This window comes from Tropicimonas sp. IMCC34011, assembly GCF_003390865.1.
GTDB lineage: Bacteria > Pseudomonadota > Alphaproteobacteria > Rhodobacterales > Rhodobacteraceae > Tropicimonas_B.
In genome coordinates this window covers 523142-536159 of record NZ_QMEJ01000003.1, presented here as the reverse complement: position 1 = coordinate 536159, position 13018 = coordinate 523142, and the positions used below count along the sequence as shown (strand labels likewise).

Genomic DNA, 13018 nt, shown 5'->3' with positions numbered 1-13018 from the left:
ACGTCGCTTTTTCCAAAAAAAGACAGGAAACCACCCAATATCAATGACTTGAGACCAACCTCCCCAGACCCAAGACCCCCGAAACACTCCCTTACCCAGCGTCCACAGCACGGAATCAGCGCGACTCGCCGCCCTGCCCTCTGAAGCGACCCGGGGGAAGGTTCGGTTGGCGGTGTAGCCACGAAAAAGCCCGCCGCGGGGGCAACCGCGGCGGGCCATGTCAGGAGGGGATCCCTCGGCTCTAGCGAAGTGTCCGGTCAGCCGGCGTCTTCGATCGGTTCGCCGTCGGGACCGTAGATTGTGACCTCGGTCTCCTCGGCAAGCTCCGCCTGGATGCTCTGGATCGCTTCGCGCTGGAGCTGCTGCTCGATCTGTGGGCGGACGTCTGCGAGGGGCGGAAGCTCTTCCCCCTCGCCCGCCTGGGCCGCTGCCTCGTCATAGAGTGTCTGCACCGCGTCGTCCGTCACCCGAGCTTCCATCTCCCGGTCGAGGTAAACGCGGATCATCGCGTTCTCCTTATCCATGGCGCCCGAGCCCTCCGTCAGGGACTGCACTTCGGAATCGTCCGACAGGTTCTCCGCGTTGGCTTTCTGCAGAAGCAGCTCACGCAGGATGAGCTGCTGTGCGCCCATGGACATCAGAAGCTGCGGCGGCTGCTCCTGCATTTCGGCAGGAAGGCCCTCGATGAAGCGGGCGAGGTCGCCCCCGGTGATCTCCGTTTCACCGACCGTGGCGACGCGCTGATCGTCGGACATTCCCATCGCTTCGGTGGGAGAGGTCGCGGTCTCCCCGGTTTCGGCATCCGCCTGCGCGAGGGCAGCGCCTCCGAGAAGCGAGCTCATGGCGAGGGCGGCGGCACCGCCGCGAAGCATCGTGTTCAGCATCATCGTCTCTCCTTTGCCGGACCTGTCGCGGCCCGAGCTTCGGCGCGAGAGACAAGAAGGGCAGCACGCCCGTCCCTAGTCGCATCGCGCCTGCAGTTGCGTCGGCCCCGCGGGATGCGGGGCAGCTCACGCAAGGACGTATGCCCCGGAGAGGCGGCCTTAAACCACTGTCACACAAACGTATCCGTCCGCCGCCCGGTGTCGGCGGGGGACCGCTCGGACATGCGTCGAGGATAATGTGCCATATAGGGATCGCGCGCGCGTGCGCGGGTCAGGGAAGCGGGTCCGTCCGGTGAAGGGCGACCTTGAGCCCGCCATGGGGCACCGGCCCGTCCGCCTTCAGAAGCGGCAGCCCGGTCGCACGGGCGAGGCCCGCTTCGGACGTCACGATCCCCACACGCCAGCCGGAGAAGCGTTCGGCGAGAACCTTGCCAAGGCTGCCGTAAAGCGCGTGCAGGCCCTGCTTGTTGCCGATGCGCCCGCCGTAGGGCGGGTTGACGATGACGAGGCCGGGCGGTCCTTCGGGGCGTTGCAGCTCGCTGATGGAGCCCGGCGTGAAGCTGGTCCCCTGCCCCACGCCCGCACGTTCGGCATTCGCAGTCGCCATGCGGATCGCGCCGGGATCGCGGTCGAAGCCATGGTGGCGGCAGGGCGCTTTGCCGCCAGCGCGCTCCTTCAGACCGGCCCACACCGCGGGATCGAAGCTTGCGAGATGCTCGAAGGCGAAGCTGCGGCTCCGCCCCGGCTGAAGCCCCGCGGCCATTTCGGCCCCCTCTATGATGAAGGTGCCCGAGCCGCACATCGGGTCCACCAGCGGCTCCGTCCCGGTGAAGCCGCAGCGGCGCAGGAAGAGCGCAGCCAGCGTTTCCCGCATCGGCGCCTTGCCGACGGCTTCCTTGTGGCCGCGCTTGTGCAGCGTCGGCCCGGAGGTATCGACGCTGATCGTGACGCGATTGTCGTCTATCCGGGCCTTGAGCGCCACCGCGGCGTCGTCCGACAGCGGCGCCCCCAGCTCCTCGTTGATCGCACGTGCAATACGCTGAGCGGCGGCGCCTCCATGGTAGATCTTGGACGCCTTCGAAGACGTCGCCTCGACCCGGACCGGGACATCCGCCCGCAGCACCTCGCCCCACGCGATCTTGCGTGCGCGCTTGTCCAGTTGGGCGAGGTGAAAGGCCATGAAGGACGCAACCCGCACGAGGACCCGGCTTGCGCCTCTCAGCTCCAGGTTGGCGCGCCAGACCTCGGGCCAGCCCCCGCGGAGGGAGACGCCGCCCGGCGTCACCTCGGCGACGTCGAAGCCGGAGGCGCGCGCCTCCTCGGCAAGCACGGTTTCGAGCCCGGGGGCAACGACGAGGAAGATATCGAGCGTGTCAGTCATGGGCCGCGACCATAGGGCGGGCGGCTGCCGGGGAGAACGGCAAAAGCGGCGCTCAGGCCTTCACGAAAGCCGCGCCGGATTTCGCCGCCTTGGCAAGACAGGGCTGCGCGGCGCCGAGCTGCACTGCCGCGACCGCTGCCGCATCCCCGATGATGACGGTGGGCGCGCCTGTGACGATGGCGCCGCCGTGAACGGTATTGTCCCCGAGACGCGCGGCCGGCCTCTTGTTCACGTGCACCGTGGCCGAGCCCTTCGCGATGCTGTCCATCGGGATCACGCAGATGCAGGAATCGCCCACCCGCGCCTGCGGCATCTTCAGGGTGATGACGTTCGGCGAGCCGACGATGACCGGACCGCCGACATGGGGCGTGGGCCCGGGCGCGATCATGGGGCAGGCGTGCATGTCGGAGATGCGGGCGGCGGGCGGCATGAAAGAGAGCTTTCTCGAGTGCTGTCACCGGCGAACCTTATAGCGCGGCCGCAGGACCTCAAGAAAGGAGCGCGCTCACAGGCCGAAATTCGCCGCGCTTTCGGAAAAACCCGCCCCGTCTGCCCCTTTCGGGCTCCGCGCCGCGCTGTTAAGGAACGCGCACCGCAAGAAAAGGAGGCCCGTCATGGGTTACAGGGTCGTCGTCGCGGGCGCCACGGGCAACGTGGGCCGCGAAATGCTCAACATTCTGGCCGAGCGTCAGTTTCCGGCCGACGAGGTCGTCGCACTCGCATCCCGAAAATCGATCGGGACCGAAGTCAGCTATGGCGACCGGACTCTCAAGACCCAGGACCTCGAACAGTTCGACTTCACTGGGTACGACATCGCCCTCTTCGCCATCGGCTCCGACGCCACGAAGACCTACGCCCCGCGTGCGGCGAAGGCCGGCTGCGTCGTGATCGACAACTCGTCGCTCTATCGCTACGACCCGCTGGTCCCGCTGATCGTGCCCGAGGTGAACCCCGACGCGATCGAGGGCTACTCCAAGAAGAACATCATCGCGAACCCCAATTGCTCCACCGCGCAGATGGTGGTGGCGCTGAAGCCGCTCCACGACCGGGCGAAGATCAAGCGCGTCGTCGTCTCGACCTACCAGTCGGTCTCCGGCTCGGGCAAGGATGCCATCGACGAGCTGTGGAACCAGACCAAGGGCCTCTACGTCCCCGGTCAGGAGGTCGAGCCCAAGGTCTATCCGAAGCAGATCGCCTTCAACGTCATTCCTCATATCGACGTCTTCCTCGAGGACGGCTCGACCAAGGAAGAGTGGAAGATGGTCGCCGAGACCAAGAAGATCATCGACACGTCGATCAAGGTCACCGCGACGGCCGTCCGCGTGCCGGTCTTCGTCGGCCACGGCGAGGCGATCAACATCGAGTTCGAGGAATTCCTGGACGAGGACGAGGCGCGGGACATCCTGCGCGAGAGCCCCGGCATCATGGTTGTCGATAAGCGCGAGGATGGCGGTTACGTCACGCCGATCGAATGCGTCGGCGAGTTCGCGACCTTCGTCAGCCGGATCCGTCAGGATTCGACGATCGAGAACGGCCTCAGCCTCTGGTGCGTCAGCGACAACCTCCGCAAGGGGGCCGCGCTGAATGCGGTGCAGATCGCCGAGCTTCTGGGCAACCGGATCCTGAAAAAGGGCTGAGGATCGGGGCGGTCGTCCCCCCGACCAGACTGAATGCAGGAAGCGCCCCCGCGGAGAACCGCGGGGGCGTTTGACGTTGTGCAGGGCGCGGTCCTGCGTCTGGCAAAGCGGGTTTCGCCGGTGAGGAGGAGCGGCAGGACGAGCGCCCGCCCCTCCGCGTCGCAAACCCGGCCAGCCGGCGCCCCTACCCGTAACTTGATCGCGCGGCGGTATTTTTCGGGATGCAACGTGACGGCGAGAGGTGCAGATTCCCGACAGCAAAACGGCAGCGCTGCGGCGCAGGAGGACCATATGACGACGCGGTACATCTTTCTTGCGGGGCTCGTGCCCCTTGGGCTGGCGGGCGCGGCAGGGGCTGACGAATTCCGCGTTCCCGCCCCTCCCGAATCGGCCATCGTCTATCCCTACGGCGCCAGCGTCACCCGCACGGCCGAGGTCGACCTGCCCGCGGGCCGTCACCGTATCCTCATCCCCGCCGGCGGCGCCCGCGTGGGGGAGGACCCGCCCCGGATCGAGGCAACCGGCGGCATCACCGTCGGCGCGGTGAGCTTCCTGCCAGGCTACGTCACCGACCCCGAGGAGGTGTTTTCCCCGGCACAGAGCGAGGCGCAGGGCCAGATCGACACGCTCGAGGATCGTATCGAAGAAGCCGTCCGCGAGTTGGCCGAGCAGCGAGCCGACGTCGCCTCGGCCGAAGCCCGCATCGCCTTCCTGCGCTCCCTCAGCGCCGAGAAGGTGGACGGGATCGACGGGGACAGCCTTGCCCAGCTGTCGGGCACGCTCGGCAGCGAACTCGCCCAGGCAACCCGCGATCTCGCCGCCGCCACGCCCGGCTTCGCCGAACAGGAAGAGGCGCTCGAGGAGCTTCAGAAGCAGCTTGCCCAGGCCCGGCGCCGCTTCAACGAGCTCTCCCCGCCCGCCGGTGCGGTGGACATGCTGGCCGTCGAGGTCACGGCGGAGGAGGCCGGGCCCGCCACGCTCACTCTCACCGCGCTCAGCCGCAATGCCGGGTGGACGCCGGTCTACGATCTCCGGCTCGATCGGGATGCGGGCACTCTCGATATCGCGCGCAAGGCGCTCGTCAGCCAGGGAACCGGCGAGGCATGGCAGGATGTGGAGCTAACACTGTCCACCGCCGATCCCTACGCGCAGGTGATCCCGACCGAGCCGTGGCAGAACCAGGCCTCCATCCATCCGCCCTATGAGCCGCGCGCAACGGTCGCCGGTGCCGCCGAGATGGACATGGCTCCCGCGCCGGCCATGGAGGAGACGCGGGAGATGAAAGCGTCCGGTGCGGACTTCACCCGCGAGGCGGCTTCGGCGGAGATCTCCGGTCTCTCCGTCACCTATGCCTACCCCGAAGACGTGACCGTGGGGTCGGGAGGAGACCCGGTCCAGCTCGCTTTGGACGTTCTGGAGCTCGAGGCCGATCCCTTCGCCCGCGCCGTGCCGCGCATCGATCAGACCGCCTACCTTCTGGCGCAGTTCACCAACGACCGGGACGAGCCGATCCTTCCGGGTGAAGCGGCGCTCTACGTCGACGGCACCTTCTCCGGCCGATCCCAACTGCCGCTGATCGCCGCCGGCGCCGAGGAGGAGCTGTCCTTCGGGCCGCTCGAGGGCATCCGCTTGGAATACCGGCAGATTCGCAACGACACCGGCGATGTCGGCCTCGTCTCCCGGTCCAACACCCGGCGCCAGACGCTGGAATACGACGTCCAGAACCTGACCGGCGCGCCGCAGGACGTGCAGACCCTGATCGCCCTGCCCTATTCGGAGCAGGAAGATCTCGACATCGACCTGCGCATCGAACCGCAGCCGGACGAGGAAAACTGGGAGGACCAGCGGGGCATCGACGTCTGGAACCTCACCCTGGCGCCCGGCGAGACCCGCACGATCACCGTCACCGCGACGCTGACCTGGCCGCAGGGGCAGGAGCTGAGCTGGCAGCCCTGAGGGCGGACGCAAAACGGGCCGGAGCTGCAATGGCTCCGGCCCGATCCGGTCCCGGCCGGCGCAGCGAGACGCATGCGCCGGATCTGTTATGGTCTCATGCGGAGGTCGCCGCACCGCCGCCGTCGATCCGGTAATAGGCGCCGGTGATGAAGGAGGCCTTTTCGCTGGCGAGGAAGAGCATCAGATCCGCGATTTCCTCCGACTCGGCGTAGCGCCCCATCGGCACGGAAGATTCGAACGCCTTGCGCGCCTCGGCCTCGTTGCCCTTCATCGCGTTGGTCTCGATGGACCGCATCATCTGCGTATCGACGCCGGAGGGGCAGACTGCGTTGACGCGGATCCCGTCGCCTGCGGTTTCGAGCGCGACGGACTTGTTGATCCCGATCACGGCGTGCTTGGAGGCGACGTAGGCGCTCATCCCGGGCGCGCCGAGCAGGCCGCCGTTGGAGGCGGTGTTCACGATGGCGCCGCCATCACCTTGCGCCTTCATCTGAGCGACGACGTGCTTGAGCCCCATCGCCACGCCGATGACGTTCACGTCGAGGACCTTGCGATAGTTCTCGAAGCTCTGCTCGTCGATCGTCTTGAAATCGCCGTTGATGCCGGCGTTGTTGACGAAGACGTCGACGCGTCCGAACGCCTTCACGGTCTCGCCGACATACCGTTTCACATCGGCTTCGTCGGCGACGTTGGCGGACAGCAGAAGCGCCCCCTCGATATCGCCGGCCGCGTCCTGAAGCGTGCTCTTGTCGAGATCGACGAGGGCAAGCTTGGCCCCCTCGGCGGCGAACTTGCGGGCGGCGGCGAGGCCGATCCCGCCGGCGGCCCCGGTGATGAGAACGACTTTGTCCTGGAAATCCATGGTTCTACTCCTGACGAGTTTGGCACAGCGGAGCCTTCCGCCGTATCGACGCCCCTTGAGGTAAGGGCTCGGGCAGCCACGGCCATCGGCGCAATCGCGCAGCCCCGTGCGCCTGTGCGCACTGAGCTCAAGGTTTTGTCAGGGAACGAGAAAGGACGGCCGGACCTCGCAGCGCCCCCCCCCCCGCACCGCTCAGACGTGGGTGAAGCCCTCTTCCGCCACGTAGTGCTCGAGCGTTCCCTCGCCGATGTCGAACCAGAGGCCGTGCAGGGAAAGCTCCTCCGCTTCGACCGCCTCCCGCACGAACGGGAAGGTGCCGAGATTCTGGAGCGATGTCGTGACGGCCGCCCGCTCGAGCATCCTCAGTTGCGCCGCCTTGTCCTCGCCCTGCGGCAACGCCTCGTATCCGGGACGCAGGATGTCGAGCCACCGTCCGATGAAGCTGGTCTTCTCCTCGAACTCGGGCGCCTCGCCGGAACACATCGCATGGCACCCGGCGACACCGCCGCAATCGGAATGCCCGATGACGATGATGTGGGACACCTTCAGGAACCGAACCGCGTACTCGACCGCCGCCGAGGTGCCGTGATGGTCCCCGTCCGGGGTGAAGGTGGGGACGAGGTTGGCGATGTTGCGGTGCAGGAAGATATCGCCCGTCTCGGCGCTGAAGACGGCGTTGACGTTCACCCGGCTGTCGCAGCAGGCGATCGCCATCATCCGGGGCCGCTGACCCTCGGCCGCGAGACGCCGGTGCCAGCTCTTGCTCTCGGCGTATGTGGTCGCCTTCCAGCCATGGTACCTCGTCGCGAGAAACCCGGGTAGCGGGCGGACAAGGATCGGGGAGTCGTTATCGGCCACGCGTCGTCTCCTCAGGCTTCGGGTCACTGAAAGGCTGCGCGGTTTTCTAGCCCCGCCGCAACCGTTTGTTCAACCCGGCGTGTCAATGTGCATCCACGGGTCCGAGGGGGTCGGGACGTTGAAGAGGACAAGATACATGACGCACGCACTCCGGATGCCGGACGATCACATTCGCCTCGACCTCGACCGCCTCGGTCATCTCGTCGAGAACCTGGGGCCGGCGGAGGCCGAAACCGTTGTCCGACGCGCCCTGGACCGCCTGGGCTCTCGCCTGACGGAGCTCGGCCAGTTGGCGCGTTCGGGCGCGCGACCGCCCGAGCTGGTGCGCCTCGCCCGCGGACTGGCCGCCATCGCCGACCAGATCGGCATGTCCAAGCTCGCTCGCGTTGCGCGGGATGTCGCCGTCTGCGCCGGGCGGGGCGACGAGGCGGCCCTCGGCGCGACCCTCGCCCGCCTTCAACGCGTCGGGGAACGCTCGAGGGCCGCGCTTCTCGATCTCGCGCCGCAAGCCGTCTGACCCTGCGCAGCCCCTTGCGGGCAGAGTGGTGGAAGCTAGGCTTCGCCGCAGATATCCGCAGGAGTTTTCCATGTCGCTGACCTTCGCCCCCGCCGAGTCCAAGGACGCCATCGCGCTTCACCTCGTCCCGTCGGAGGCCGTCGCGCCCTGGATGGAGGGATTGCCGGAGGCCGCGTCCGGCTGGTGCAGCCGCCTCGGGTTTTCGGGCGCACCTGGTCAGGCCATGCTCGCGCCGGACGGAAATGGCGGGGTCATCGCCGCGGCCGGCTACGGGAGTGAAGAGCAGCGCAAGCGCTCCCGCTTCCCTCTTGCCGCCGCCGCCGCCACCCTGCCGGAAGGCACCTATCGCCTGGAAACGGACCTTGAGCCGGACGCGGCGAACGAAGCCGCCCTGAGCTGGCTTCTGGCCGGGTACCGCTTCGACCGGTACAAATCCGGGGCCGCGCAGAAGGCGAAACTGGTCGCCCCCGCCGGGGTGGACGCGGCCCGGATCGAGGCCATCGCATCCGGCGAAGCCCTCACCCGCGATCTCATCAACACCCCCGCGTCGGACATGGGCCCGGATGAGCTGGAGGACGCGGCCCGCGCCCTTGCCTCGGAGTTCGGCGCCGATATCGACGTGACCGTGGGCGACACCCTCCTCGAGAAGAACTTCCCCCTGATCCACGCCGTCGGCCGAGCCAGCCCGCGCGCGCCGCGCCTGATCGACATGCGCTGGGGGCAAGACGGCCCCGCCATCACCCTCGTCGGGAAGGGTGTCTGCTTCGACACCGGCGGGCTGAACCTCAAGCCGGGCGCCTCGATGGGCCTGATGAAGAAGGATATGGGCGGTGCAGCACACGTCCTCGGCCTTGCCCGGACGATCATGGCGCTTGGCCTTCGGATTCGCCTGCGCGTCCTCGTCCCCGCGGCGGAGAACTCGGTCTCCGGCAACGCCTTCCGCCCCGGTGACGTGCTGACGGCGCGCAACGGCAAGACGATCGAGATCAACAACACCGATGCCGAAGGGCGCCTCGTCCTGGCCGACGCCCTCGCCTATGCAGGCGAGGAGACACCGGACCGCGTCATCTCCATGGCGACGCTGACGGGCGCCGCCCGTGTCGCCGTCGGACCGGACATCGCCCCGTTCTTCACCGATGACGAGGACTTGGCCGCCGCCCTTTCCTCAGCGGCGCGCCGTATGGCAGACCCTGTCTGGCGGCTGCCGTTCCACGAGCCTTACGAGGCAATGATAGAGCCAGCCATCGCCGATCTCGACAATGCGCCCAAAGGGGGTTTTGCCGGTGCGATCACCGCCGCCCTCTTCCTCCGCCGGTTCGCCGCGCCGGTGTCCAGCTATACCCATTTCGACATCTACGCCTGGAACGCGAACGGCGCGCCGGGCCGCCCTGTCGGTGCATTGCAGCAGGGCGCACGGGCGATCCTCGGCGCCATCGAAGACAGCCTGTCGTGAGCAGGCCCCACGACCGGCGACTGACCCCGGCCAACGGACGCGTCGCTGCCGAAGAGCTGCGCGGCGAGGTCGATGCCGATCGCTTCGTTCGGGGCGACCCCGCCTCCCTCGCGGTGCCGGTGGCGGACCTTCTCTGCGCGCCCGGAGGATCACGGGACAGGCAGCTCCTCTTCGGAACGCCGCTCCGCGTCCTAGACCGGCAGGAGGGGATCGCCTTCATCCAGTCCGGCCTCGACGGATATGTGGGCTACGTGACCGAAGCCGCGCTCGGCCCCGCCACGGAGGCCACCCACGCCGTCGCAGCCCGGTCGGCCCACCTCTACAGCGCTCCGGACATCAAATCACCGGAGCTCGGCTGGCTTCCTCACGGCGCCCTCCTGTCCTGCACCCCGCAGGACGGGCGTTTCCACGCAGGCCATGGTGGCTACATCGTCGCGTCCCACCTCCGCGAAGTGGACGCGCCCGAATCCGACCCCGCCGCGGTGGCCGAACGCTTCCTCGGCACCCCTTACCTCTGGGGCGGCAACGGCCCGCTTGGCATCGATTGCTCCGGCCTCGTCCAGGCAGCCCTTGTCGCTTGCGGCCTACCCTGCCCCGGGGACAGCGACCTGCAGCGTATCTCGTTCCCGGCTGCCGATGACGCACCGCGGCGGGGCGATCTCTTTTTCTGGAAAGGCCATGTCGCGATGGCGGTTTCGCCTGACCGGATCATCCACGCCAACGCGCACAGTATGTCGGTCGCGTATGAAGGGCTTGCCGAGGCCATTGCACGGATTGAAGCGCAGGGCGACGGCCCCGTCACCGCTCATGCCCGGCCGAACAACCGCTCGATATCGGACAGTTTCAGTTCGACGTAAGTCGGTCTGCCGTGGTTGCACTGCCCCGAATGCGGCGTCGCTTCCATCTCCCGCAGGAGCGCGTTCATCTCTTCGGCGCCCATGCGCCGGCCGGACCGCACCGACCCGTGGCAGGCCACCCGGCTGAGCACGGCGTCGAGCCGCGCGCCCAGCAAGCCGGCATCGCCGCCCCCCGCACCGGCTTCTTCCAGCGCATCCAGAAGGTCTGGCAGGAGCTTTGCCGCATCGACCTGGCCCAAGAGCGCCGGGGTCTCGCGAACAGCCACCGCCCCGCCGCCGAACGGCTCGATAACGAGGCCGAGCTGAGCTAGGGCGTCGCTCTCGGCAAGCAGCGTGTCCGCCCCGCCATTCGGCAGCTCGACGATCTGCGGGACAAGCAGGGCCTGCGATGCGATCCCGTTCGCCGCCATCTGCCCTTTCAACCGCTCGTAGACCAGCCGCTCATGCGCCGCATGCTGATCGACGATCACCACGCCGCTCCGGGTCTGCGCGACGATGTAGTTTTCATGGAGCTGCGCCCGCGCCGCGCCGAGGGGATAGTCCTCGATCGGCGCCGCGGGTTCCACTACTTCGCCTGCCGGCGTCGGAGCCGGTGCGGGATCAAACCGCGCCGATGGCCCCATCTCCGCGAAGCCGGGCTGAAGATCAGGCGCGGGCTGCGGCGCCCAGGACGCCCGCGTTGTATAGTCCCGCTGGTAAACCGGTGGCGCGCCGGCCTCCGGCCGCATCGCCCCCAGCGCCGCGCCCCCAAGGTGGGACGACGAGCGGTGACCGGCTTCCGCAAGCGCATGGCGGAGCCCGGACACCACGAGCCCCCGCGCCGTTCCGGGATCACGGAACCGAACCTCCGCCTTCGCCGGATGGACATTCACATCCACCAGTTCGGGATCGCAGGAGATGAAAAGCGCGGCGACCGGATGCCGATCGCGGCTCAGCACGTCGGAATAGGCGGCGCGCAAGGCGCCGGTCAGCAACTTGTCCCGAACCGGGCGGCCATTGACGAAGAGATATTGATGCGTCGCCGCCCCGCGTGAAAACGTCGGGAGCGCGGCGAACCCGCCAAGGTGGAGGCCCTCCCGCTCGGCATCGATCGCCAGCGCGTTCTCGGTGAAGTCGGACCCCATGATCCGGCCCAGACGTCCGCGCAGCGCGCCCCACAGGTCGCCGGTTTCGGCATCGGCGCGGAAGCTGACCCGCGCCTCGCCATCGGTGACTTGCGACAAGGTAAACGCTATGCCGGGCTCAGCCATGGCAAGGCGGCGCACGATGTCGCTCACCGCCTGCATCTCCGCACGGTCCGTCCGGAGGAACTTCAGACGCGCTGGCGTGGCGTAGAACAGATCGCGCAACTCGACCGTCGTGCCACACCCCCGGGCCGCGGGCCTGACCGCACCGAGCGTTCCGCCGGCGCTCGCGATGGACGCTCCGGCGTCGCGCCCCATCACCCGGCTCGTCAGCGTCAGGCGCCCCACCGCCCCCAGCGCCGCCAGCGCCTCGCCCCGAAAGCCGAACGAGCGAATGGCGAGAAGATCCGAGCCGTCGATCTTGGAAGTGGCGTGACGGGCGAGCGCGAGCGGCAGGTCCTCGGACGGAATTCCGCAGCCATCGTCGCTCACGCGGATCAGGCTCTTGCCGCCATCGGCCACCTCGACATCGATCCGGGTCGCCCCGGCATCGATGGCGTTCTCGACCAGTTCCTTGACCGCCGATGCGGGCCGTTCGACCACCTCACCCGCCGCGATCCGGCTAATCACCGTATCGTCGAGTTGCCGGATCACGGGGCCGGTGTTGGTATCTATCTTGGGGTCACCATCGGGCATGGCACTATGGCTAGCATGACCCAAAGCGGCCGTGAACCCGGATCCCGCGTTACTTCTCGCTGCGCGTCAGCGGATACCACGCCCAGTCCGGCAGCAATTGTCCGAAGCGGATCATGGCGGAGACGCCGCCCGGGAACCCGCTCTTGAAGTTGTCCGATCCCATGTGCTCGAACATCCGACGCGCCGCATCCTGGGGCTCCATCAGGCCCGGCATGTGGAAGTCGTTCTTCTTGGACATGCGCGTTTTCACGAATCCCGGATTGGCCAGTTGCACCTCGACGCCGCTGCCGCGGAGGTCGGCATGGAGCGCCTCGGCAAGATGCATGATTCCCGCCTTGCTCGCCCCATACGCCGTCGCGGCCGGAAATCCGCGATAGGCCGCGAGCGAGCCTGTGAGGACGATGTGCCCTCGATCCCGCGCGATCATCTTCGGCAGGACAGCCCCCAGCGCGCGAGACGCCCCGGCGAGGTTGACGTCGAGCGTCGTCAATGCCTTTTCGGTATCCCAATCCCGCGCGGACATCGGCCAGTAGGCGCCGGCGGTATAGATCATGCCGTCGATCTCGCCAGCCTCCGCCGCGGCTGCCTCCACCGAGTCTGTATCGGTCACATCGCACGGGGCGATCCGGGCGCGCCCCGGAAGCTCGTCCGCGAGACTCTGGAGCCGATCCTGATTCCGCGCCGACAGAACGAGGCTTACGCCGACCTTGCTGAGCTGTCCTGCCAGAGCCCGACCGAGGCCTTCACTCGCCCCGATCAGCCAATATGTCTTCCCGCTCCACTCGCGCACGAT

12 protein-coding genes are annotated in these 13018 nt (G+C 67.9%); 5 read left to right on the top strand and 7 right to left on the bottom strand.

What is annotated here, in order from left to right; genetic code table 11:
• Positions 1-257: 257 nt before the first annotated feature.
• The 3 genes from DQG15_RS12095 to DQG15_RS12085 all read right to left on the bottom strand — a co-directional run bounded on the left by DQG15_RS12095 (position 258) and on the right by DQG15_RS12085 (position 2695).
• Entirely contained in the window at positions 258-887 is a 630-nt protein-coding gene (locus DQG15_RS12095) for a hypothetical protein (protein ID WP_116085547.1), read from the bottom strand.
• A gap of 268 nt (positions 888-1155) precedes the next feature.
• On the bottom strand, positions 1156-2265 hold the full coding sequence (locus tag DQG15_RS12090) for a class I SAM-dependent RNA methyltransferase (RefSeq protein WP_116085545.1): 1110 nt from the start codon (positions 2263-2265) through the stop codon (positions 1156-1158).
• Between the two features lie 52 nt (positions 2266-2317).
• Positions 2318-2695, bottom strand: coding sequence for a PAAR domain-containing protein (locus DQG15_RS12085; protein WP_116085543.1), 378 nt, complete (start codon positions 2693-2695; stop codon positions 2318-2320).
• A 184-nt stretch (positions 2696-2879) separates the two neighbouring features.
• On the opposite strand from DQG15_RS12085, the gene DQG15_RS12080 reads away from it, so the two are divergent.
• Both DQG15_RS12080 and DQG15_RS12075 read left to right on the top strand, forming a co-directional pair.
• Positions 2880-3902 (top strand): aspartate-semialdehyde dehydrogenase, encoded by a 1023-nt coding sequence (locus DQG15_RS12080; RefSeq protein WP_116085542.1) that lies wholly within the window; start codon positions 2880-2882, stop codon positions 3900-3902.
• 291 nt (positions 3903-4193) lie between these two features.
• Positions 4194-5858 (top strand): DUF4139 domain-containing protein, encoded by a 1665-nt coding sequence (locus DQG15_RS12075; protein ID WP_157968977.1) that lies wholly within the window; start codon positions 4194-4196, stop codon positions 5856-5858.
• Between the two features lie 94 nt (positions 5859-5952).
• Here DQG15_RS12075 and DQG15_RS12070 read toward each other — a convergent pair whose 3' ends face one another.
• A complete protein-coding gene (locus DQG15_RS12070) occupies positions 5953-6720 on the bottom strand; it encodes an SDR family NAD(P)-dependent oxidoreductase (protein ID WP_116085539.1) in 768 nt (255 codons plus the stop codon).
• Between the two features lie 192 nt (positions 6721-6912).
• Positions 6913-7578 (bottom strand): carbonic anhydrase, encoded by a 666-nt coding sequence (locus DQG15_RS12065; protein WP_232830819.1) that lies wholly within the window; start codon positions 7576-7578, stop codon positions 6913-6915.
• A 136-nt stretch (positions 7579-7714) separates the two neighbouring features.
• On the opposite strand from DQG15_RS12065, the gene DQG15_RS12060 reads away from it, so the two are divergent.
• The 3 genes from DQG15_RS12060 to DQG15_RS12050 all read left to right on the top strand — a co-directional run bounded on the left by DQG15_RS12060 (position 7715) and on the right by DQG15_RS12050 (position 10405).
• Positions 7715-8095, top strand: coding sequence for a hypothetical protein (locus tag DQG15_RS12060; protein ID WP_116085537.1), 381 nt, complete (start codon positions 7715-7717; stop codon positions 8093-8095).
• 70 nt (positions 8096-8165) lie between these two features.
• Positions 8166-9548 carry a M17 family metallopeptidase gene (locus DQG15_RS12055; protein ID WP_116085535.1) on the top strand — a complete coding sequence of 461 codons (1383 nt, stop codon included), beginning with the start codon at positions 8166-8168 and terminating at the stop codon, positions 9546-9548.
• Complete coding sequence (locus tag DQG15_RS12050; protein WP_116085534.1) at positions 9545-10405, top strand: C40 family peptidase; 861 nt, start codon at positions 9545-9547, stop codon at positions 10403-10405. The genes DQG15_RS12055 and DQG15_RS12050 overlap by 4 nt, the downstream gene beginning before the upstream one ends.
• Here DQG15_RS12050 and mutL read toward each other — a convergent pair.
• Both mutL and DQG15_RS12040 read right to left on the bottom strand, forming a co-directional pair.
• Positions 10354-12225, bottom strand: a complete 1872-nt coding sequence (gene mutL / locus DQG15_RS12045; protein ID WP_116085532.1) for a DNA mismatch repair endonuclease MutL — start codon at positions 12223-12225, stop codon at positions 10354-10356. The genes DQG15_RS12050 and mutL overlap by 52 nt on opposite strands.
• A gap of 49 nt (positions 12226-12274) precedes the next feature.
• The gene (locus DQG15_RS12040) at positions 12275-13015 is read right to left on the bottom strand and encodes an SDR family oxidoreductase (RefSeq protein ID WP_116085530.1); all 741 of its coding nucleotides are present in this window, start codon (positions 13013-13015) and stop codon (positions 12275-12277) included.
• Positions 13016-13018 lie beyond the last annotated feature (3 nt).

Coding starts and splice junctions, on each gene's coding strand:
- DQG15_RS12095 (WP_116085547.1), bottom strand. CDS start 887: ATGATGCTGAACACGATGCTTCGCGGCGGTGCCGCCGCCCTCGCCATG.
- DQG15_RS12090 (WP_116085545.1), bottom strand. CDS start 2,265: ATGACTGACACGCTCGATATCTTCCTCGTCGTTGCCCCCGGGCTCGAA.
- DQG15_RS12085 (WP_116085543.1), bottom strand. CDS start 2,695: ATGCCGCCCGCCGCCCGCATCTCCGACATGCACGCCTGCCCCATGATC.
- DQG15_RS12080 (WP_116085542.1), top strand. CDS start 2,880: ATGGGTTACAGGGTCGTCGTCGCGGGCGCCACGGGCAACGTGGGCCGC.
- DQG15_RS12075 (WP_157968977.1), top strand. CDS start 4,194: ATGACGACGCGGTACATCTTTCTTGCGGGGCTCGTGCCCCTTGGGCTG.
- DQG15_RS12070 (WP_116085539.1), bottom strand. CDS start 6,720: ATGGATTTCCAGGACAAAGTCGTTCTCATCACCGGGGCCGCCGGCGGG.
- DQG15_RS12060 (WP_116085537.1), top strand. CDS start 7,715: ATGACGCACGCACTCCGGATGCCGGACGATCACATTCGCCTCGACCTC.
- DQG15_RS12055 (WP_116085535.1), top strand. CDS start 8,166: ATGTCGCTGACCTTCGCCCCCGCCGAGTCCAAGGACGCCATCGCGCTT.
- mutL (WP_116085532.1), bottom strand. CDS start 12,225: ATGCCCGATGGTGACCCCAAGATAGATACCAACACCGGCCCCGTGATC.